This is a genomic window from Turicibacter sp. HGF1, assembly GCF_000191865.1.
GTDB classification, from domain to species: Bacteria; Bacillota_I; Bacilli_A; order MOL361; family Turicibacteraceae; genus Turicibacter; species Turicibacter sanguinis.
In genome coordinates this window covers 22,910-45,347 of record NZ_AEXQ01000077.1, presented here as the reverse complement: position 1 = coordinate 45,347, position 22,438 = coordinate 22,910, and the positions used below count along the sequence as shown (strand labels likewise).

Genomic DNA, 22,438 nt, shown 5'->3' with positions numbered 1-22,438 from the left:
TTAGAGAGAATTTTGGGTAATGTCTTGATTCGAATCGTGAATTTTTTGATTTGGTTCAAGTGTTTGACTTGGTTTTCGCCAAGTGGAGAGCCAGGATAAGTGGGGACTTATATTTGAGTAATGAATTAACATAAAAAGATAACTTCTATGGGGGAAGTTATCTTTTTTTATTTAAGAATAATAAAGTGAAGAATATGACTTTTTTTTATGGAGTCATTTTTACCTAAATAAGCACAGTTCATCAAAAGAACACACAAACTTTGTTGTAAACGTATTCATGGTGTGGTAAATTTAATAGTGTAAATAACACTACTCTTTTTCAGGGTGAAAAATGTTAGTTTAATGTCTTTATCGGGGGGATAATGAGATTTAATATTTTAATTAAATTCTTGGCAAGGAATTATATAATTCTGAAAAAATGAGGTTTAGTTAAAGAGTAGAGGACTTTAACATGGAGTGTTATTATACGAAAGGAATGTATTAAGAAACCTTTGTTGATATTTTTTCTTCTACTCGTTAGCAGAGAAAGTATTTAAGCCGTTTGTTTTGTTACACTATGTTTTAAAAAGCGAGCCCATTTGGCTCGCTTTTTAAATTTTAATTAACGTAAGATGGAACTTTTTCCTCAGGAAATTCATCTAAGTCTGAAAAGTCGTAACCGCGAAGTAAGTTTAGATGTGAGAATAATTGAAATAGATACAAATCGGTAATAAGTTGATCGTTGGAATGCTTTTGCCCTTTATCTTTTAATTCAATGGTTGTATAAATTTCATCACGATTAATGACCTCAATAAAGGCATTTAATTGAATAGAGGGTGACGGGAAAGAACTAAAAATATGCAGTATTCTTTTTATTTCAGCGATTGTTTGGTCAGCATTTAAATGTTTTAAAGTGATTAAAGTGTTGTCGGATAACGGTTTTTGATATTCTATCTCATAGATTAAACGGCCTAACTCATGTACAACATAAAAAAGATAATAAATATCAGTTTCTTCACCTGAGAAATCAATGGAACCTTGTTTGCGTTCATAAATAACTTGATATGTTTTAGCCAAACGTATTCCCCCTCTCTTGCGAGACTTTATACTATTATCATATTCAAAGATAACGGGGGATTTGACAAAATTCGAAAAAAGAAAATCTAACATAAGATAGTAATTTAATGATTAAATTACGTACAGAATAATATCTGAAGATTTTCAAGATTTAGACGTGTAATCATGGTATAATAGTAGGAAACGTTTTCTTTAAAGGAGTGCTTAAGGATGAGTTTAATTTTATCAATTGATCAAGGGACAACGAGTACCCGAGCAATTGTTTTTAATAAAAAAGGCGAAGTAATTGAAAAGGCACAGCGTGAAATTACGTGCTTATATCCCTCATCAGGATGGGTTGAACAAGATGCAAATGAAATTTGGGTTTCAACGATGTCAGTAATTAGTTCCGTGTTATTATCGGGGAAAGTAGATGTGAGTCAAATCAAAGGAATTGGAATTACAAATCAACGTGAAACGACCATCATGTGGGATAAAGTCACAGGAAAACCACTTTATCATGCGATTGTTTGGCAGTCACGTCAAACGGATGCTATTTGCGAAAAGTGGAAAGAAAAAGGTTATGAACAAATGGTAAAAGAAAAAACAGGATTGCTCATTAATTCTTATTTCTCAGCCTCAAAAATTAGATGGATGCTTGATCATATCGAAGGAATTGAAGAAAAAATTGCACGTCATGAAGTGTTATTTGGAACCGTTGATAGCTATTTAGTTTGGAAGTTATCAGGAGGAAATGCCCATATTACAGATGTCACAAACGCTTCGCGTACGTTATTATTCAATATTTATACTGGAACATGGGATGATGACTTACTTGAGGCATTTGGTATCCCAAAATCCATTTTGCCAGAAGTTAGACAAACGTCTGAAATCTATACTTACACCCTTCCTCATATAACAGGACGTCCTTTGCCAATTGCAGCTGTTTGTGGGGATCAACAAGCTGCTTTATTTGGACAAATGTGTTTTCAAAAAGGTCAGGTTAAAAATACGTATGGAACAGGGTGTTTTGTTTTAATGAATACGGGTCATCAACCGATTGAGTCAAGTCATGGATTATTAACGACAATCGCTTGGAAACTTAATAATCAAACATATTATGCATTAGAAGGAAGTGTGTTTGTGGGAGGAAGTGCGATTCAGTGGTTGCGAGATGGTCTACGTATGTTTAAGGATGCAAAAGATTCGGAAACTTATGCTCAACGTGTCGGTGATTGTGGTGGTGTTTATGTGGTGCCAGCTTTTGTTGGTCTTGGAACACCGTATTGGGATAGTGAAGTTCGTGGCGGTGTGTTTGGATTAACACGCGGTACATCAAAAGAGCATTTTATTCGTGCCACACTTGAAGCGATTGCTTATCAAAGTAAGGATGTAATCATGGCCATGAAAGAAGATTTGAATGATGAAATTTTAGATTTAAAAGCGGATGGTGGTGCAACGTTAAATCAATTTTTAATGCAATTTCAAAGTGATATTTTAGGAGTTGAAGTTAGTGTTCCAAAAGTAACGGAAACAACTGCGTTAGGGGCTGCTTATTTAGCGGGACTTGCAACAGGTGTTTACGAGAATCTTGAAGAAATTGCAAGTTATGCCTCTGCACCAAAGCGCTATGATCCAAAATTATCTAAAGAAGATCGAGATGAACTTTATAGTGGTTGGCAAAAAGCGATTGAAGCAGTTAAACTCTTTAAATAAGTTTAAGAAGACGAATAATTGAGAAGACTTAGGAATGAGTCTGACGTTATTCGTCTTTTTTTGTTCATGAGGGATGGTATTAATTAAGAATGGAAGGTGATAAAATGGTCGATATTTTAATTATTGGATGTGGGATTGTTGGATCTTTAATGGCATATGAGTTATCAAAATATGATGTTAAAGTGGTGGTTGTTGATAAAGAAAATGATATTGCAAATGAAAGTACGATGGCTAATAGTGCGATTATTCATGCTGGATTTGATCCTATTCCTAACACATTAAAGGCTAAGTTGAATTTACTTGGAAAAGATTTATATGAACCGTTATGTAAAAGTTTAAAGGTTGGATATAAAAAGGTAGGTTCTTTAACAGTAGCAACGAGCGAAGAAGAAGTTAAAAAGCTTGAAATACTTGAATCGCGTGCCAAGGAAAATAAGGTGAAGGTCCGTTTAATCTCAGGTGACGAGGTTCGAGTTCTAGAGCCCCAATTATCTACCAATATTGTGAAGGGGTTAGTGTGTGAGGAGACGGCGATTGTTTATCCATGGGAAGTGGCAATTGCTGCGATGGAAGTTGCCTTAAATAATGGAGTAGAACTTCAGTTAAATACGGAAGTTTTGGCAATCCATAAGGGTGATAACTATGAGGTTCAAACGAGTAATGGCATGATTCGAGCGAAGATGGTGATTAATGCAGCGGGATTGTTTGGCTGTGAGGTTGGACGAATGATTAACCCTGAGTTCGAGTTTGAAATTCAACCACGTCGTGGAACTTATTTTGTTTTAGATAAAGATTTTAATGCTATCTCGCGTGTTATTTATCCAACGCCAACTGAGCGTGGGAAAGGTGTCTTAATCGTACCAACGACTCATGGAAATACGTTGCTTGGTCCTGATTCAGAGATAGTGGATGATAAAGAGAATGTGGCAACAACGGTGGAGGCATACGATTATATTAAGGATCAGTTATCACGTATCTTACCACAGTTTCCCGCGACTCATGTGATGAGATCTTTTACAGGGTTACGCGCAAGTGGTAGTAGTGGTGATTTTTATATTCAACCCGATTCACGTTATGAAACGTTTGTGCATGTAATTGGAATTGAATCTCCTGGTTTATCAGCAGCTCCTGCGATTTCTAAATATGTTCTAGATTTTATTCGCCCCCATATTGAACTCAATGAAAAAGAATGGGATTCATCAAGACGTCCCTATGTGAATTTAAAGGCGTTAACTCGAGAGGAGAAGAATGCACTAATTCAAAAGAATCCTGCTTATGGACGAATGGTTTGTCGATGTGAGCAAATTACGGAAGGTGAAATCATAGATTCGATTCGACGTCATGCAGGGGCCACGACTGTTAAAGGTGTCAAAAAACGTTGCCGTCCTGGAATGGGAAAATGTCAGGGAAGTTTTTGCGAACCGTATGTCTTACAAATTTTAGCACGGGAGTTGAATCAGTGTGTGGATGAAGTGAATTACGATGAAGTCGGTACGAATATATTAGTTGAAGAAAAGTAAGTGAGGTGAAATAGATGTTACAATATGAGGTCGTTATTATTGGTGGCGGATCGGCTGGAATGGGTGCCGCGATTGGTGCTTGTGAAGGTGGTGCTAAAAAGGTCTTAATAATTGAACGAGATAGAGAACTTGGCGGTATTTTGCAACAGTGTATTCATAATGGATTTGGTTTGCATAAGTTTAAAGAAGAGTTAACGGGGCCACAGTATGCGAATCGTTATATCGAAAAGTTGAAGCAGTATCCGGTTGAAATTATGTTAAATACGATGGTAACGAATTTAACGAATGAGAAAATCATCACAATTTTGAACGAGCAAGGGGAGCAAGATATCAAGGCATCAGCCGTTGTTTTGGCGATGGGATGTCGTGAAAATAATCGCCAAGCTCTAAGTATTCCAGGAACTCGTCCCGTGGGTATTTTGACCGCTGGAACAGCCCAACGTTATTTAAATTTGGATGGTTATTTGGTTGGAAAGAAAGTTTTTATTGTTGGATCGGGAGATATTGGTTTGATTATGGCACGTCGAATGGCACTTGAAGGGGCAGAAGTTTTAGGGGTAGCTGAAATCATGCCATATTCAAATGGATTGACACGAAATATTGTGCAGTGCTTAGAGGATTTTAATATCCCACTCTTTTTATCTCATACCGTGACAGATATTAAAGGAAATCGACGTGTCGAGGGGGTGACGATTTCTGAGGTCGATGCTGATCGTCAACCGATTCTAGGTACTGAAAAACAGTTTGAGGTTGATGCAATTTTATTCTCAGTTGGTTTGATTCCGGACAATGGGTTAAGTAAAAAAGCAGGGGTCATCTTTAATCCCGCTACAAAGGGAGCTTGTGTTTTTGAAAATTTAGAGACGACGGTCAGCGGAATTTTTGCTTGTGGGAATGTGTTGCATGTTCATGATTTAGTTGATTTTGTATCGGATGAGGCAGAGCGTGCAGGATATTATGCTGCTTTATATGCGCTTGGTCATTTAGGTCATGATGATGGGGTGTTAGAAGTCAAGGCAGGAGAAGGAATCAAATATGCGCTACCTCAAAAAATTAGACCAAAAGAACTTGAGGCTTCACTTGAGTTAATGTACCGTGTGACAAAAAAGTATCAGCAAGCAATTGTTAATGTTGTTCAGGATGGAAAAATCGTTCATCAGTTGAAACGTCATGTATTGTTACCGGCAGAAATGGAAAAAATTAAAATTCCAACTGAAGTGTTAAATTCATCAGGTAAGGATTTAACGATTGAAGTCAAATGTCTATATAACTCCTGATAAGTTTTGTGTCGTTGAAAACTTTTAACGGGACTATCGTTATACCTCAGTATCAAAAGGGCTTAGATACTAAGCTAGATTATAAAAATATAAATTATATTTCAGTTTCTATTTAGGAGGAGCGTTACATGAGTCAAGCGTTAACGTGTATTGTTTGCCCAGTTGGATGTTCACTAAACATTGATGAAGAAGGGCATGTGAGTGGAAACCATTGCAAAAGAGGGCTAGCGTTTGCAAAGTCTGAAACAACGAATCCAACGCGCGTTGTGACAACGACGATTGCTATTGAAGGGGCGATTTATCGTCGCTTACCAGTTGTAAGTAGTCAGCCAGTCCCAAAATCTAAAATGATGGAGTTTGTTAAAGCAGTTCAATTAATAAAGGTAGAGGCGCCAGTAAGTTGTGGCGATGTGATTTTATCCGATGTGCTAGGGCTTGGAATTGATGTGATTGCTTCACGAACGCTCAAGAGGTGTCAGGATGTTAAATAAAAAAGTGAGTGTGGTGATAGATCGCCCACTTGGCTCAAGGCATCCGAAGCACGGGTTTTATTATCCGATTAATTATGGGTATATTCCTAATACGATTGGGGGAGATGGTGAGGAGATTGATGCCTATGTTATTGGAGAGTTTGAACCGCTCGAGACGTTTTGCGGGTATGTGGTTGCGATTATTCATCGTGAAGATGATGTGGAGGAGAAGTTAGTGGTATGCCGCGAGGTATCAAAATACAGCCAGTCTCAAATTGAGGCATTAGTTGAGTTTTGTGAACGATTTTTTAAGTCGAAGGTATTAATGGGGGATTTAGATGACAGGGGTGAAGATTCAAAGGTTAAGTGATTTAGGAAGTAATCGCATTAAAGAGGCAGCTCAGTTTACTGTGCATCAGTTTCGTGAGATGTTTCTTTCAATTAGTGAGGATGAGGAGGCATTTATTTTATTGTTTATGAAGGCGATGGTCGTTGAACAATGTTTTGTTGCCATCGCAGAGGATAAGGTAGTTGGAATAGTTGGGGTTTCGACGCCTGTTAGAGGGGCTTTTGAGGTTAGTTTAAAGGAGGTACAAGGCTGTTTAGGTTTTTTTAAAGGATTAAAATTTTATTTTAATCTTGTAAATTCTGGACTGACATTAAAGCCTTATCAAATTTATATTAATACGTTAGCAGTTGATGAAGCGTATCGCCGTCTTGGAATTGGAACATTATTGCTTGAAGAATGTATGTTAAAATCATGTGGACATGAATATTTGTTAGATGTGATTGATGTGAATACAGGAGCGCTTAAGTTATATGAATCGTTAGGTTTTAAGGTTCTGAAACGTAAAAAACAGATGTTTGCGAAGCAGGCAGGCTTTAATGAGTGTATTTATATGAGTAAGCGATTAAGATAAAAAAGTAAAAGAATAGGTGAAAAGGAGTGGGTGAAAATTTGTTAATCCCCTCCTTTTTCTCTATTCTTTTTTTAGTTGATTGTGTATAATTTATTCATTATGTAAGGGAGGGAAAACATGGTAGGAACATTGGTGAATACAGGAGCGATTATCATTGGTGGAAGTTTAGGACTACTTTTTAGAAAAGGAATTCCAAGTAAACTAACAGATACAATTATGAATGGGTTGGCCTTATGTGTGTTGTATATCGGTTTTACGGGAGCTTTGAAGGGGGAAAATAGCCTTGTTATTATTTTTTCGATGGTCATTGGAGCCGTTATCGGTGAATGTTTGGATTTAGATGAGCGTGTTAATCAGTTAGGACTGTGGCTTGAGAGGAAGTTTAAAAAGGTTGATTCTAAGACCTCGATTTCAGAGGGGTTTGTGACGGCGAGTTTGTTGTTTTGTGTTGGAGCCATGGCGATTATCGGAGCTTTACAAGATGGATTAGTTGGAAATTATGATATGTTATTAACGAAGTCGATGCTTGATGGGGTTTCCGCCGTTATTTTTGCGTCAACGCTTGGAATCGGGGTTATTTTATCGGGTGCTTTTGTTCTGACTTATCAAGGCAGTATTTCGTTATTAGCCGGGGTATTAGCACCATTTTTAACGGATAGTGTGATTAATGAGATGACGTGTGTAGGATCTTTATTAATCATTGCACTGGGGTTCAATGTTTTGAAGATAACTCATATAAAAATTATGAATTTAGTTCCTGCCATTTTTATTCCTATCTTATTAGGGCTATTTCTTTAGATAAAAAAATGGCACTCTTATTGATGAAGGCAAAAAACGACAAAAAACTTGACTTATTGTCGTTATAATCAGTACAATATAAAAACTTTAGAGTTTGAAAGAGATAAGGTGAGATAAGTTTTTCATATTGTAAAAACTTTACTTTACGACTAGCAGGTGAGGGTTAGATTGCCTGTGGCAATTGATAGGAGGGCTTCATTATGTTAAGTGAACTTTAGGTCCTAGTTTTCTTTTAAAAAAGGGTGTTCCCGTGACTAAAGTTGGCCTTATTATCAAAAGACTTAGCGATTAAGTCAGACTCTAAAAATAAAGAAACATTTCTGTTTCTATAGATAAGGTGGGATAAGTTTTTCATACTAGAAAAACTATACTTTTCTTATCAACTGAGGAGACCACTGGACTAGGGGATACCTTAGTCTCAAAGAGGTTTAAATCCTGAGATGGATTTATAATTGTGAAATATAGATTGGAAGTGTAAGGAATGGTAGAAGCTGTTTTTGGAGAAAAGTTAGCCGATCAAACTTATATTGATCGAAAAGGTGTTTATGCAATTATTATGAATGAGAAGAATGAAGTTGCAACAGTCAAATTGCCACATGGATATTTCTTGCCAGGTGGTGGACTAGAAGGAGAAGAGAGTAAAGAGGCTTGTTTACGACGCGAGTGCTTAGAAGAACTCGGATGGGAAATTGAAATTAATGAGTATGTTTGCCAGGCGGCTAATTATCATTTTTCAATTTATCGTGACAAATATCTGTACTCAACAGGTTATTTTTATTTAGCAAGCAAAGTGGATGAAGTGACAGAACCGATTGAACAAGATCATGAATTAGTCTGGTTACCTCTAGAAGACTGCATTAGTGAATTGTTTCTTGACCATCAGGCTTATGCTATTGAAAAAGTATCACAAATGTTATAGCACAGGAAAAGAACATTCTATTGAATTAGAATGTTTTTTTATATATAAGAGCAGATAAGTTTTTCATCCTTAGAAACTTTTATTTTCCCTACCCGAGGGGGACTAATGGAGGAAAGCGATAGGTGAGTCATGTAGCCTAGGGAATCGGTTGTGCTCACTACGTTTGTTTAAAGAGAGAGAAATTTTTAGGATGAAATGAGTTTTTTTACATGTAAATTACATTATTGAATACCTCTTTTTATGCTATAATAGTAACAATTCTTGTGAAAAGGAGTGTTAATGATGATCGAAATATTAAAGTCTCGTCGTCGTAAGCTAGGAGCTAATATTAAAGACGATTCTATTATTGTATTATTCTCGGGAGAGGCTCCGGTTAGTTCAGGAGATCAACGTTATACTTATACACCACAACGTAATTTTTATTATTTAACGAATATTGACCGCCCTAAAATGGCTTATGTTTTAAAGAAAATGAATGGTGTGATTGAACATCATTTATTCATTGAGACTGTTTCAGAAGTCGAAGAAAAATGGACTGGAAAACGTTTAAGCAAAGAAGAGGCGCATGAGATTTCAGGAATTAAAAGTATCTTACCAATTTGTGAATTAGAAAATGTTTTAGGACGCTGGCTATTAAATGACCGCATTGAATCCATTTATTTAGATTTAGAGCGCGGTTCATATCATCATCCTGATACAGTGCAAATTGAATTTGCTAAACAATTAAAAGAGAAATATCCATTTGTACGTCTTGAAAATGTTTATCATGATATTACGAAATTACGTTTAATTAAGTCAGAAGATGAAATTGAAAATATGCGTACAGCGATTGAAAAAACACGAATCGGGATTGAAAGCTTAATGAAAGCTTCAAAGCCTGGGATGCTTGAGTATCAATTAGAAGCACATTATGATTTTGCAATTAAAACGGAAGGGGTTAAGAAAACCTCATTCCATACGATTGCAGCTTCAGGAGTTAATGCAACAGTGCTTCATTATGATAAAAATGATTCTGTGTGCCAAGACGGAGATTTAATTTTATTTGACCTTGGATGTGAGTGGAATTATTACTGTTCAGACATTTCACGTACCTTCCCGATTAACGGAAAGTTCACGGATCGTCAACGCGCCGTTTATCAAGCAGTTTTAGACGCACAATTAGCAACCATCGAAATTATTAAACCGGGTCTTCCAATGGCAGAAGTTAATGAGTTTGCCCGTCGTAAATTAGCTGAAGGATGTAAAAAACTTGGCTTAATTGAAAAAGATGAGGAAGTTTCACGTTACTACTACCATGGAATCGGACACTATTTAGGACTTGATACACATGATGTTGGAGGTCGTGGGGGTGTCTTACAACCAGGTATGGTTATTACGATTGAACCAGGATTATACATTGAAGAAGAAGGAATCGGAATTCGTATTGAAGATGATATCTTAGTTACAGAAGATGGATATGAAAACTTATCAAAAGATATCATTAAATCAATCGAAGACATTGAAGCCTTTATGAACTAAATAAAAAAACATCTCGCACAGAGATGTTTTTTTGTGCATATTATTTGATAATAATTATCATTGTTGGTAAACTTTAATTACAGTAGTTGATAATAATTATCAATTATAACTAAATGAGGTGATTGAAATGAAATTTATGATGGACATTAGAGAAAAAACGTCTTTACTACATAGTGCAGCAGAACATACAGGATATATTAAGAAGTTAGTAGATGGAGAGGCATCGGTTGAGGGATATGCAGAGTACCTTTATAATCTAGAAAAAATGTATCAAGCCATTGAAAAGGCACTTGATGAAAATGAACAAAATGAAGTCGTCAAACCATTTGTGACAAAAGAACTATATCGTTCTGAATTAATGCGTCAAGATTTAGCCTTTTTATTAGGAGATAAATTATCATCAATGCAACCATTAGCATCAACGGAAGCATGTGTGGCCAAAATTGAAGCTTTATCAACCTCACAACCTGAATTAGTGGTTGCTTATGCTTATACAAGATTTTTAGCTGATTTATTTGGAGGACGTATGTTCTTATCCCTCTTAAGTACAAGCTATAAAATTGACCAACAAGCTTTAAATTATTATCAATTCCCAGAAATTAATGATTTACGAGGATACGTGATGAAATATCACAACATGTTAGCGGATATTCAACTATCTGATGAGATGAAGATTGATTTTATTAATGAAGTTAACAATGCTTATATCTATAACTTAGCTATTTCAAATGAATTAGATGCAAAGTTAAAATAAGATGAATGGATTAATCTTAATTGAGCTAAGCAATGTTTTGAGAAAATATTAAATGGAATACCTATAATAGAAATAGAATACCAAGCGTTTGTAAAATAAAAAGGGAGTTCGTCTTAGAGACGGACTCCCTTTTTTCGATCTTTAAAAATAGTGGTGGCAAATTTAACGAAGTATTTAGAGAAAGGTAAAAATAGTAGGACGGTGACGAGATTAAAGACAAGTTGAGCATTGGCGATTTGACGTTCAGGAGACGGACTAAAGGTGGCGGTAAAGTCGATGAGTAGGCTAATGAATGGCAGAAAGAGTAGTGTTCCTACCAAGTTAAAAGTAAAGTGAATCAGTGCCGCTTGTTTTCCAGCTGTATTTCCTCCTAAACTTGATAATATGGCTGTCATACAAGTTCCAATTTCATGTCCAAATAAAATAGGAATTGCGGTATATAAAGAAATCGCACCGGTGGAAACAAGTGAAATAAGGATAGCGGTGGATGCAGATGAACTCTGGATGAGGAAAGTAATCGACATTCCAAGAAGTAGACAAAGGATAAGATTGCCTTGGACGTTGAAAATCAATTGTTGAAAGAGGGTAGACTCAACAATCGGGCTCATGGCTGTTTTAACCATTTGAAGCCCAAGAAATAATAGTCCAAAGCTAAATAAAAAATATCCAATTTGGTGAAAGGGTCTTTTTTTAAAGCAGACAATGATACAGGTTCCTACGCAGATAAAGTAAGGAATAAAATCCGTTAAATTTAAGGTGATTAATTGTGTCGTCACAGTGGTTCCAAGATTGGCTCCCATAATAACACCTGTGGCTTGTAATAAGCTCATCAGACCTGAATCAACGAGTCCGACAACTAATACAGTAATAGCTGAGCTACTTTGAACGAGCGCTGTGAAAATCGCACCAAGGAGCGCCCCTTTATAAGGGGAGGTAATGGTTGTTTTGAAGATGGTCTTTAGTTTATCTCCAGCTAGTGATTTAAGAGCGTGACTCATTTGTCTCATTCCATACAAGAAGATGAGTAACCCACATAATAAGTTTAAAATAATCGGGATGGTGTGCATAATGTACCTCCAAAAATTGAGTTCTTTTTAGAGTGTACGATCTTGATTTTTAAAATAGTCTATCTTTCGCTCGACTAATTATTATCGAACTTTTGATTAAAAATGAAAATTCTTGTCCATAATGAGGTAGTCGAAGAGAAAGGGATGACGTTTAATGAATAATATTTTATTTAAAATGATAGAAATTGAAGATATGTTAATGAAACGAATGGAAAATGGAAGTTATACCGATCAATTAGTTTGCCAAATTCAACTGAACACATTAGAGTTGTTCAAACATTATCCGATTCGCAGTTATGAAGAATCGCAAGATGTGTTAAGACAAATGGATTTAGTTTTTGGTATTTCATATCGATAAGTCTAGATAAGTCTTTCACACTTAGAAACCTTTTATCTAAACGATAAGGGAACTTAGGACTAAAAAGATTAAGTATTGAGACTGATTTCTAATTGTGGAATAAAACTCGTTTTTATATAGATAAAAAAAAACAAGCTAACGTAAATTTAGCTTGTTTTTTTATGGTTTATTTGATTGAATTATCACTTAAGTTTAAGATATATTCAGCGATATTGATTGAGTGGTCTCCGATACGTTCAAAGTTTGAAATAGCATCTAAGAATACGGCACCACTATGAGCATTACATTTATTTTCACTTAAACGCTTAATGTGTTTATCACGTAATAATTCTTCTAAGCGATCGATATTCTCTTCAAAAATCACCGTATCATTTGCTTTTTGACGGTTGTTGTTTTTGTAACTTGCATAAGATGAATTAATAGATTCTAATGTGTAGTTATACATTAATTTTAATTCTTCAATTGCGTCAGATGTGAATGATAATTTACTTGTTGCCACTTCTTCAGCAAGCTCTGCAATGTTTTTACTATGATCTCCGATACGTTCAATATCACTTACAATCTTAATCATCGAAGCAATACGATTTGTATCTACCTCTGTGATATCGTGTGATGAAATCGAAACTAAGAAAGAAGAAAGATCACGTTCCATACGATTGATTTCTGATTCATTTTCATATATTTTTCTGTAGTCTGTAGTTTTTCCATCCATTAATGCATTAGTTGCTAGCGTTAAGTTTTCTTTCGCTAGATCATACATGGTTAAGCTTTCTTGGAAAGCTTGCTCAAATGCAATGGCAGGAGTTTCTAAGAAACGACGGTCAAGGCGATTAATAGACGCTTGTTCACCTTCTTTGTCTTTAAGTGCTAAGTTAGCTAACTTAACAAATACACCAGCAAAAGGTAGTAAGATAATCGCATTTACAACGTTGAAGATTGTATGAGCATTTGCGATTTGCTTATCAATGTCACCACCCATATGAGTCACGATATTTGATAAGATACCGATTAGTGGTAAGAAAATCAGGGTTCCAATTAAGTTAAATGACAAGTGAATGAAAGCCGCTTTTTTGGCAACTTTATTTGCATTTAAACTTGATAGTAAAGCAGTAACACATGTTCCGATATTATTACCAAATAGGATAGGAATTGCAACTTGCAAACTAATTGCTCCTGTTGCGGCTAATGATAATAAAATCGCTGTTGAAGCCGAAGAACTTTGAACGACAGCAGTCATAACGGCCCCGACTAAAATTCCTAAGAACATATTTCCTTCAAGGGCTATAATTAAGTCTTGGAAGAATGTTGTTTGAGCAATGGGACTCATTGCATCCTTCATTGCTGTTAATCCCATGAATAGTAAACCGAATCCGAAGATAATTTTTCCGATTTCTTTTCGGTTTTGTTGCTTCATGAATAGGATTAGTGCAGCCCCGATGATAATAAATAGTGGAATATAGTCATCGATTTTGAATGTAATTAATTGACCTGTAATTGTTGTTCCAATATTAGCCCCCATAATGACCCCTACTGCTTGGTATAGGCTCATTAATCCAGCGTTTACGAAACCAACGACCATAACGGTTGTAGCACTACTACTTTGAATAATTGCTGTGACGATTGTTCCTACTAATGCCCCTTTTAATGGATTCGTGATGGCTTTATCGAAGAATGATTTCAGCTTTGAACCAGCTGCATTTTCAAGACCATCTCCCATAAACTCCATTCCAAATAGGAATAGGGCTAGTCCACTAAATAGACCTAAAAAGATGTTGATGTAATCCGACATACAGTAACCTCCATATTTTATCCTGTTCAATCATACTACAAAATCCTACAATTGAAAATAATATGTTAGTAATAAAGACTCATATTTGGAGTCATTTTAAATTGAATTTATAATTTTTTAAATATTTTAATTTTTTGTGTTAAAAAAACACAAAAAAAAGGTATAATTATCAATTTGTGTAACTGAGAAAAATGCGTTATTAATAGGATAAAATTTTACATGTTAAATTAATTTTGATAAAAAAACGCGTATGTATACAACTTTTATATCGAAAACTAATAGAGATTAATTACAAATTGACTGGATTCAAGAAGAAGATTATTATATCATTTGGTTTTGGAATGTGAATTTAGTATAATAAAGTTACTTTGAAAAGTTAATTGATTTGAGTGGAGGAAATAAAACATGCAAAAACCTGTTTTAAACATATCAGAATTACGTGCAAATGTTGAAGATAAAGAAATTTTAAAAGGCGTAAATTTAGAAATTAAGGGTGGAGAAGTTCATGCGATTATGGGTCCTAATGGGACAGGTAAATCAACACTATCTTCAACCATTATGGGGCATCCTAAATATAAAGTAACAAGTGGAAATGTTACATTAAATGGTGAAGATGTATTAGCGATGTCAGTTGATGAGCGTGCTCGTGCCGGATTATTCTTAGCGATGCAATATCCTGCAGAAGTTCCAGGTGTGACAAACTCAGACTTCTTACGTACAGCCATGCAAACACGTATGGAAGAAGGAAAAGACGTTCCTTTATTTAAATTTATCCGTGAATTAGATAAGAGCGTTACAAAACTTGAAATGCGTGAAGATTTACCTCACCGTTATTTAAATGAAGGATTCTCTGGTGGAGAGAAAAAACGTAATGAAATCTTACAAATGATGATGTTAAAACCAAACATTGCAATTTTAGATGAGATTGATTCAGGGCTTGACGTTGATGCATTACGTATTGTTGGAGAAGCTGTTAACTCAATGCGTTCTGAAAACTTTGGATGCTTATTAATCACTCACTATCAACGTTTATTAGACCACATTAAACCAGATTTCGTTCACATTATGATGAAAGGTCGTATCGTTCGTTCTGGTGGACCTGAGTTAATTGAACGTATCGATCGTGAAGGATACGATTGGATTAAAAAAGAATTAGGAATTGAAGATGAACGTGTGATCATTCCTGAAGAAGGTCGCAAAGTGGTTTCAATCGGAACTTGTGCAACTAAGGAAATGTTAGATCTATAACAATTAGTGCTTGATTGAAAAAAACAATAAATTAATGTTATAGATGAAAGGGGCAAAGAACTGATGATACAGTTACCAACATGGGTACAACAGATGCAAACAGAGGCGCAGTCTGTTATGCCGTCTTTAAAATTACCAAAAGCAGACCGTACAATAATAAAAAACTGGGCGTTTGAAGCTATTGAAGTTCAAACACCATCTACATATAACAATGAAATTCCGAGTGCTGTGGCACATTTAGTATCAACTGAAGATCAAAATGTTGTGATTTTATGCGATGGAAAGATCGTGTATCAAAATTTAGGAATAGCTTTTGATGGAGTTATTATTGCTAATTTAGAAGAGGCACTAACGAAACATGAAGCGATTTTTAAACCTTACTTTATGAACGTAGCGTCGGTTGACACAAATCGTTTAACAGCATTACATATGGCACATTTAAATAGTGGATTATTTATTCACGTCCCTAAAAATAAAGTGGTCAAAGAAGCCTTAAACGTTATCTATTTACAAGAAAATGGTTCTTTATTTAATCACACTCTGATTGTGGCGGAGCCAAATTCTGAATTCAAATACATTGAAAACTACTGCAACACAGTTTCAGGAAACATTAATGTCATCTCAGAAACTGTTGTAAAAGAAAATGCTCAAGTTGACTATGCGGCAATGGATCGCTTAACGAGTGAGACATTAGTTTACAATTTACGCAAAGCAAGGGTAGAGGCTAATGGTCGTCTTCTTGTTTCTCTTGGAGCTTTAAATGATGGAAATACAGTTTCAGAAAACTTAGTTTCATTAGTTGGACAAGGGGCACACGCAGAAGTGAAAACAGTAGCGATTGCAGAAGGTTCACAAAAACAAAATATTACGGTTAATATTGAACATTTAGCACCGTTTACTGAGGGACATATTGTAAATCATGGTATTTCTAAAGATGATGCTCAATTAACATTTAATGGAATTGGGAAAATTCATAAAGGAATGAATGGTTCTAATGCACAACAAGAAAGTCGTGCAATGATTTTATCAGAAACGGCTCGTGCTGATGCTAATCCAATTCTTTTAATTGACGAGTATGATGTGAAAGCAGGACATGCGGCTGGTGTTGGAAAAATTGATGAAGAACAATTATATTATTTAATGAGTCGTGGATTAACTCGTCGTGCAGCGGAAGTCTTAATTATTTATGGGTTCTTAATGCCATTTATTGATGAAATCCGTAACGAGTCAATTAAAGCTGAATTTGAAAAAGTAATTGCGCGTAAAATCAACGCGTAACGAGGTGAATCAAATGACATTAGACATTAATCGCATTCGAGAAGATTTTCCTATTTTAAAAGAAACAATGAATGGTCGTCCGCTTGTTTATTTAGATAGCGGAGCTACAACGCTTAAACCACAAGTCGTGACAGATGCAGTTAATTATTACAATACGAAAAAAACGTCTAACGTGCACCGTGGTGTTTATCAATTAAGTAACGATGCGACTGAACTATATGAGGGAGCTCGTGAAAAAGTAAAGAATTTATTAAATGCTAAAAAAGTAGAAGAGATTGTCTTTACAAAAGGAGCGACTCAGGCTTTAAACTTAGTCGCTCAAAGTTATGGGTTATATAATTTAAAACCAGGAGACGAAGTGATTGTTTCAGAGCTTGAACATCACAGTAGTTTTTTACCTTGGCAACATGTAGCTCGTGTAACAGGGGCAGTCCTTAAGTTTATCCCACTAGATGAAACAGGACATATTACAGTTGAAAACTTTAAAAAAGTATTAAGTGACAAAACAAGAGTTGTTGCGATTAATTATGTTTCAAATGTAATGGGATACATCTCACCAATTAAAGAGATTACAGCATTAGCACATGAAGTAGGGGCTATTGTTTCAGTTGATGCGGCACAAGCTGTTCCACATATGAAAATTGATGTTCAAGATTTAGATTGTGATTTCCTATCATTCAGCGGTCATAAAATGTGTGGACCAACAGGTGTTGGAGCATTATACGGAAAATATGAATTATTAAATGCAATGGAACCGATTGAATTTGGTGGAGAAATGATTGATATTGTTGGAGAAGTAACTTCAACATGGAAAGATGCACCATACCGCTTTGAAGCGGGAACACCCGTGATTGCAGGAGCGATTGGACTTGGAGCGGCCATTGATTATTTACAATCCATTGGATTTGATGAAATTGCACAACATGAATATGAATTACGTCGTTATGCTTTAGAAAAGTTAGAAGAGCTGGGAGGCATCACCATTTTCAATAAAGATGCAAAAACGGGTATTATTTCATTCAATATTGATGGAGTACATCCTCATGATGCTGCTACGATTTATGATGCCGAAGGAGTATGTGTTCGTGCAGGACATCATTGTGCTCAACCTTTAATGGGATGGTTGTGTCAACCTGCAACACTTCGTGCAAGTTTCTATTTATACAATACAAAAGAAGAAGTGGATGCATTTATTGAAGCCACTCGAAAAGGAAAGGAGTTTTTCGACGGTGTCTTTTTCTAATTTAGAACAATTATATCGCCAAGTGATTATGGACCATTATAAAAATCCACGTAATAAAGGATTATTACAACAAGATGGATATCATGAGGTACATTTAAAAAATCCAACCTGTGGAGATGACATCACAGTTCAAGTTAAAGTTGAAGATGGAAAAATCATCGATCTACGTCATGAAGGAACTGGATGTTCTATTTGTTGTTCATCAGCTTCTGTTATGTCTCAAACATTGAAAGAGAAAACATTAGAAGAAGCTCAAGAGATTACAAATAACTTCTATGAACTTGTCAAAGGTAATGAGTTTGATGAAGATTTAGATATGGGAGATGCACCTGTTTATCAAGGTGTTTCTAAATTCCCGGCACGTGTAAAATGTGCAACCATTTCATGGAAAGCTGCTGAGCAAGCATTAAATGAAATGAAAAAATAACACCACTTAATTTCTATTGAGTGGTGAGACGCCAAAATGAAATGGAGGGTTACCGGGTGAGTGCTGAAGTACAAGAGAAAAAACACGAAATTGAAGGCATCGTAACCGATTATAAGTACGGATTTAAAACGGACTATAAAAATATCAAAGATACAGGTAAGGGAATTTCAGAAGCAGTTGTCCGTGAAATTTCTGAAATTAAAGGTGAACCTGAGTGGATGTTAGAGTATCGCTTAAAAGCATATAATCATTTTGCGAAAACTCCAATGCCTGAATGGGGACCGGATTTATCTGAAATTAATTTTGATGATTATACATATTATATTAAACCATCTGAAAAAACTGAAAATAGTTGGGATGAAGTTCCAGATGAAATCAAAGACACGTTTGACAAATTAGGAATTCCTGAAGCAGAAGCAAAATTCTTATCAGGAGTTTCAACTCAATATGAATCAGAGGTTGTTTATCATAATAATCAAAAAGAATTAGAAGAAGCTGGTGTTATCTTCATGGATACAGATTCAGCTTTAAAGCAATATCCTGATTTATTCAAAGAATATTTTGGAAAAGTTATCTCGTATGCAGACAATAAGTTCTCAGCGTTAAACAGTGCCGTATGGTCAGGTGGATCATTTATTTATGTTCCTAAAGGTGTTAAGATTGAAAAACCATTACAATCATATTTCCGTATTAATACAGAAAGTATGGGGCAATTTGAGCGTACATTAATTATTGTTGATGAGGGAGCAGACATTCACTATGTAGAGGGATGTACAGCACCAACCTATTCAGCAGATTCATTACACTCAGCTGTCGTTGAAATTTACATTCGTAAAGGTGGACGTTGCCGTTATTCGACGATTCAAAACTGGTCAAATAATATCCTAAACTTAGTAACAAAACGTGCCGTATGTGAAGATTATGCACATATGGAATGGATTGATGGAAATATCGGTTCAAAAATTACAATGAAATATCCTGCATGTGTCTTAAAAGGAGAAGGAGCAAAAGGAACAACTATTTCGATTGCTTTCGCTGGAGAGGGACAAATTCAAGATGCAGGAGCTAAAATGATTCACTTAGCCCCTAATACATCTTCAACAATTATCTCTAAATCATTATCACGTAATGGTGGAAATGTAACATACCGTGGAATTGTTGAACATGGGAAAAATGCAAAAGGTGCTAAATCACACGTTGAATGTGACACACTCATCTTAGATAATGTTTCTAAATCAGATACAATTCCTTATAACATCGTTAAAAATGATGATGTAACTATTCAACATGAAGCAACTGTTTCAAAAGTCTCTGAAGAACAATTATTCTACCTAATGAGCCGTGGTTTAACGGAAGAGCAAGCAACAGAAATGATTGTTATGGGATTCATTGAACCATTCGCAAAAGAATTACCAATGGAATACGCAGTCGAACTTAACCAATTATTAAAACTAGAAATGAACGGATCGATTGGCTAATCCTGAGTAAAGGTGATTTAAACTACACAAACGCTCAGTTAGTGTTATTTAAAAGGTCGAGAAGAATAATCAATCTACCTTCTGATTTCTTTTATACTTAATGTTTTAGTGATCGTTTTAAAAATATACAAAAGCTAGTAGGCAATTCTGTCTACTAGCTTTTTTTCTTGAAACTGTTAATTTTGTTTTTGTATGAACTTGTCGAAAAAACTAAAACTATAAAAGAAAGGAGTGATTATTATGTGTCAAAAAAATGTTGGACGCCTAGATTCATATGTTCGTATTAGTGCCGGTTTAATGATGATTAGTTTAGGGATTATGAAACATAAAGGATGGTTAGCGGCTATGGGTAGTATGAAAGTAGCCGAAGGGATTACTCGTTATTGTCCAATCCTTGATTTATGTCATTTTACAACACTAAGCGACGATGAATTGTTAGAAGAGGTTTTACTTGAAGAAGCGTTAGAATGTGCTATCGATGATGCTTGCGGTTGTGGATGTGACGATGACTTTGATGATTATGATGAATTAGAAGATGAACATGATTGTCATTGTTGCCATCACGATATCGAAGATTACGCAGAAGAAGGAATGTAGTTAAAAAAAGAGCACCACTTGTCATTTTAAACAAGTGGTGTTTTTTTAGGATGTAAAAAGAAGCTGAGAAAGTCTCAATTTCTTTTTATTTTATAGTGGAAAATCATCTACCTCTAAATCTCGGTTTGGATTCGTATTAGGTTCAGAAATTTCTTTTAAAGCTATTTCTGCTCTTCCATCGGTTAGTTGATGAACGGCAAGATCTCCAAGAGAAATCATTCCTACTAATTTTTGATCATGATCGACGACTGGGAGACGTCTAACCTGTTTATCTGCCATTAAAGAGATTGCTAATCCAACTTCTGAATGTTGTTCAATTGTATAAACTGGATGAGTCATGATATCTTCAATTTTGGTACTCATCGGAAGAATATCAGCAAATACACGAATGACAATATCGCGGTCTGTTACTAGTCCAATGACTTTTGAGTTTTCATCGATGACAGGAATCGAACCGACATTATGTTTTTTCATAAGACGAGAGGCGTTAAGAACCGTTTCAGTTGGTGTTAAGGCTTCAATGCCATCGGTCATAAATTGTTTTACTTCCATAAACAAAACTCCTTGTATTTAAATTTCGTTTTTAGTTTACTCAATCAAAGATGAGTTATGCTTTTATTTCTAGAAAACATAAAATAGTGTCACTAAACTAGGCTTTTTGTATAGATTATAGAGAGGTGATTGAAGTGTTACATGTAAATAAAATTAACATTGAAGGTTATGAATTTTTAACTTATGAGGTAGAGTTACCTAAAACAACTCTCTTTATCGTGTCACATGAAAAAGTAGGATATATCATGTGTGCTGCACTCGATATTGATTTCTTTAACAATTCTCCCAAATTAATTGCACGTAAAATTATTGCAGGACGCGCAGAAGGGGTTCGTAGTATTGAACAACTTTTAGATGCTCCACTTGCCAAGGTAACGGTTGCAGCTGATGAAATGGGAATTAAGGTTGGAACGATTGGTAGAGATGCCCTAGTTCTAATGGCTAAAAGTTTAGAAGAATAATAAATTTTAAAAGACTGTTTTCAATGGAAAAAACAGTCTTTTTTGCATACTTTTTAGGTAATTGTTCACTCTAAAGAATGAATAGTATTTTGGTGAATTTTTGACGCTATTAATCTAAAGGTCAAAAGGATACTCATTGATTTCGTTATAATAGAGGTGAATTGAATGAAGAAATGGATTGGTTGGTTACTAGTATTGGTTGTCATTTTAGTGTTAGGAGGATTTCTTTTAAGTCGTCCAAAAGACGTGTTATACGATCATGTGCAGGCAACAACGCAAGATTTGACGACCTATTATAGTTTTAGCGGGAATGTCGAAGCAAAAGATGCACAGTCCTTAATTTCAACATCAATGTTTCAAGTAAATGAAATTTTAGTTGAAGAGGGACAGTGGGTTGAAAAAGGAGAAGTATTATTAACAACGTCTCAAGGTATGAAATTAGAAGCAAGCGTATCAGGTGAAGTGTCAACGATTTATGTACGTGAGGGAGATTTAGTGACAAGTGGTACCCCTCTAGTAGATGTGACGGATTATGAACACTTACAGATTAAAGTTAAGGTGGATGAATATAATATTATCCCGGTATCGGTTGGAAAAGAAGTGAGTGTTCATGTGAATGCGTTAAATCAAGATTATTCTGGTAGTATCTCTCATGTGACGAAAGAAGCACAAATCAGTAGTGGGATTGCCTACTTTATAGCGACAGTTGATATCGAAGAAAATGCGAATTTATATATTGGAATGTCATCAGAAGTGAAGCTTGTCAATGAAAGTGTGACAGATGCTATTGTTTTACCGATGGATGCTATTCAATTTAAATCGGATGAAACACCTTATGTTTATTACCAAAATGAAAATGATGAAGTGATAAGCAAAGATATTACGGTTGGGATCAGTGATGGTGTCTATGTGCAAGTGTTGAGTGGCGTTAATCAAGGTGAGGACATACTAGTTCCTAAAGCTATCGAAATTAAGACCCCTTTTGAAATGATGAAGCACTCGAATAAATAGAG

23 protein-coding genes are annotated in these 22,438 nt (G+C 35.4%); 19 read left to right on the top strand and 4 right to left on the bottom strand.

The annotated features are described in order from the left end of the window. Nucleotides 1-597: 597 nt before the first annotated feature. A complete protein-coding gene (locus HMPREF9402_RS07465; RefSeq protein WP_006784353.1) occupies nt 598-1,056 on the bottom strand; it encodes a hypothetical protein in 459 nt (152 codons plus the stop codon). Nucleotides 1,057-1,266: 210 nt separating this feature from the next. On the opposite strand from HMPREF9402_RS07465, the gene glpK reads away from it, so the two are divergent. The 10 genes from glpK (at nt 1,267) to HMPREF9402_RS07415 (ending at nt 10,927) form a co-directional block, all read left to right on the top strand. After that, nucleotides 1,267-2,751 carry a glycerol kinase GlpK gene (glpK, locus tag HMPREF9402_RS07460; RefSeq protein WP_009606992.1) on the top strand — a complete coding sequence of 495 codons (1,485 nt, stop codon included), beginning with the start codon at nt 1,267-1,269 and terminating at the stop codon, nt 2,749-2,751. A gap of 104 nt (nt 2,752-2,855) precedes the next feature. Then, entirely contained in the window at nt 2,856-4,271 is a 1,416-nt protein-coding gene (locus HMPREF9402_RS07455; protein ID WP_009607019.1) for an NAD(P)/FAD-dependent oxidoreductase, read from the top strand. A gap of 14 nt (nt 4,272-4,285) precedes the next feature. Then, a complete protein-coding gene (locus tag HMPREF9402_RS07450; RefSeq protein WP_009606980.1) occupies nt 4,286-5,548 on the top strand; it encodes an NAD(P)/FAD-dependent oxidoreductase in 1,263 nt (420 codons plus the stop codon). Nucleotides 5,549-5,676: 128 nt separating this feature from the next. Continuing rightward, nucleotides 5,677-6,039, top strand: coding sequence for a DUF1667 domain-containing protein (locus tag HMPREF9402_RS07445; protein ID WP_006784349.1), 363 nt, complete (start codon nt 5,677-5,679; stop codon nt 6,037-6,039). Beyond that, the gene (locus tag HMPREF9402_RS07440; protein WP_009606986.1) at nt 6,029-6,388 is read left to right on the top strand and encodes an inorganic diphosphatase; all 360 of its coding nucleotides are present in this window, start codon (nt 6,029-6,031) and stop codon (nt 6,386-6,388) included. Before HMPREF9402_RS07445 ends, HMPREF9402_RS07440 begins: the two co-directional genes overlap by 11 nt. Next, complete coding sequence (locus tag HMPREF9402_RS07435) at nt 6,357-6,938, top strand: GNAT family N-acetyltransferase (RefSeq protein ID WP_009606997.1); 582 nt, start codon at nt 6,357-6,359, stop codon at nt 6,936-6,938. The genes HMPREF9402_RS07440 and HMPREF9402_RS07435 overlap by 32 nt, the downstream gene beginning before the upstream one ends. Nucleotides 6,939-7,055: 117 nt before the next feature. Then, entirely contained in the window at nt 7,056-7,736 is a 681-nt protein-coding gene (locus HMPREF9402_RS07430; protein ID WP_009606982.1) for a DUF554 domain-containing protein, read from the top strand. Nucleotides 7,737-8,217: 481 nt separating this feature from the next. Then, the gene (locus HMPREF9402_RS07425) at nt 8,218-8,655 is read left to right on the top strand and encodes an NUDIX hydrolase (protein ID WP_006784344.1); all 438 of its coding nucleotides are present in this window, start codon (nt 8,218-8,220) and stop codon (nt 8,653-8,655) included. Between the two features lie 282 nt (nt 8,656-8,937). Beyond that, on the top strand, nt 8,938-10,173 hold the full coding sequence (locus HMPREF9402_RS07420; protein ID WP_006784343.1) for an aminopeptidase P family protein: 1,236 nt from the start codon (nt 8,938-8,940) through the stop codon (nt 10,171-10,173). Between the two features lie 127 nt (nt 10,174-10,300). After that, nucleotides 10,301-10,927 (top strand): biliverdin-producing heme oxygenase, encoded by a 627-nt coding sequence (locus tag HMPREF9402_RS07415; RefSeq protein WP_006784342.1) that lies wholly within the window; start codon nt 10,301-10,303, stop codon nt 10,925-10,927. Nucleotides 10,928-11,040: 113 nt separating this feature from the next. Here HMPREF9402_RS07415 and HMPREF9402_RS07410 read toward each other — a convergent pair whose 3' ends face one another. Next, nucleotides 11,041-11,994 (bottom strand): Na/Pi cotransporter family protein, encoded by a 954-nt coding sequence (locus tag HMPREF9402_RS07410; protein WP_006784341.1) that lies wholly within the window; start codon nt 11,992-11,994, stop codon nt 11,041-11,043. A 154-nt stretch (nt 11,995-12,148) separates the two neighbouring features. On the opposite strand from HMPREF9402_RS07410, the gene HMPREF9402_RS07405 reads away from it, so the two are divergent. Then, the gene (locus HMPREF9402_RS07405; protein ID WP_009607000.1) at nt 12,149-12,352 is read left to right on the top strand and encodes a hypothetical protein; all 204 of its coding nucleotides are present in this window, start codon (nt 12,149-12,151) and stop codon (nt 12,350-12,352) included. A 166-nt stretch (nt 12,353-12,518) separates the two neighbouring features. On the opposite strand, the gene HMPREF9402_RS07400 is transcribed toward HMPREF9402_RS07405, so the two are convergent. After that, complete coding sequence (locus HMPREF9402_RS07400) at nt 12,519-14,141, bottom strand: Na/Pi cotransporter family protein (protein ID WP_006784339.1); 1,623 nt, start codon at nt 14,139-14,141, stop codon at nt 12,519-12,521. A gap of 405 nt (nt 14,142-14,546) precedes the next feature. Here HMPREF9402_RS07400 and sufC point away from each other — a divergent pair, with 405 nt between their 5' ends. The 6 genes from sufC to HMPREF9402_RS07370 all read left to right on the top strand — a co-directional run bounded on the left by sufC (nt 14,547) and on the right by HMPREF9402_RS07370 (nt 20,412). Continuing rightward, entirely contained in the window at nt 14,547-15,389 is an 843-nt protein-coding gene (gene sufC, locus HMPREF9402_RS07395; RefSeq protein WP_006784338.1) for a Fe-S cluster assembly ATPase SufC, read from the top strand. Nucleotides 15,390-15,452: 63 nt separating this feature from the next. Further along, on the top strand, nt 15,453-16,667 hold the full coding sequence (gene sufD / locus HMPREF9402_RS07390) for a Fe-S cluster assembly protein SufD (RefSeq protein ID WP_009607001.1): 1,215 nt from the start codon (nt 15,453-15,455) through the stop codon (nt 16,665-16,667). 13 nt (nt 16,668-16,680) lie between these two features. After that, complete coding sequence (locus HMPREF9402_RS07385; RefSeq protein ID WP_009607014.1) at nt 16,681-17,910, top strand: cysteine desulfurase; 1,230 nt, start codon at nt 16,681-16,683, stop codon at nt 17,908-17,910. Further along, the gene (gene sufU, locus HMPREF9402_RS07380; RefSeq protein ID WP_006784335.1) at nt 17,897-18,337 is read left to right on the top strand and encodes a Fe-S cluster assembly sulfur transfer protein SufU; all 441 of its coding nucleotides are present in this window, start codon (nt 17,897-17,899) and stop codon (nt 18,335-18,337) included. The genes HMPREF9402_RS07385 and sufU overlap by 14 nt, the downstream gene beginning before the upstream one ends. Before the next feature lie 56 nt (nt 18,338-18,393). After that, nucleotides 18,394-19,815, top strand: coding sequence for a Fe-S cluster assembly protein SufB (sufB, locus tag HMPREF9402_RS07375; RefSeq protein ID WP_009606985.1), 1,422 nt, complete (start codon nt 18,394-18,396; stop codon nt 19,813-19,815). A 240-nt stretch (nt 19,816-20,055) separates the two neighbouring features. Further along, nucleotides 20,056-20,412, top strand: coding sequence for a YgaP family membrane protein (locus HMPREF9402_RS07370; protein WP_006784333.1), 357 nt, complete (start codon nt 20,056-20,058; stop codon nt 20,410-20,412). A gap of 90 nt (nt 20,413-20,502) precedes the next feature. Here HMPREF9402_RS07370 and HMPREF9402_RS07365 read toward each other — a convergent pair whose 3' ends face one another. Further along, nucleotides 20,503-20,964, bottom strand: coding sequence for a CBS domain-containing protein (locus HMPREF9402_RS07365; RefSeq protein ID WP_006784332.1), 462 nt, complete (start codon nt 20,962-20,964; stop codon nt 20,503-20,505). Between the two features lie 134 nt (nt 20,965-21,098). Here HMPREF9402_RS07365 and HMPREF9402_RS07360 point away from each other — a divergent pair, with 134 nt between their 5' ends. Further along, nucleotides 21,099-21,425 (top strand): YunC family protein, encoded by a 327-nt coding sequence (locus HMPREF9402_RS07360; protein WP_170837673.1) that lies wholly within the window; start codon nt 21,099-21,101, stop codon nt 21,423-21,425. A gap of 165 nt (nt 21,426-21,590) precedes the next feature. Continuing rightward, complete coding sequence (locus HMPREF9402_RS07355) at nt 21,591-22,436, top strand: efflux RND transporter periplasmic adaptor subunit (protein ID WP_009607005.1); 846 nt, start codon at nt 21,591-21,593, stop codon at nt 22,434-22,436. Nucleotides 22,437-22,438 lie beyond the last annotated feature (2 nt).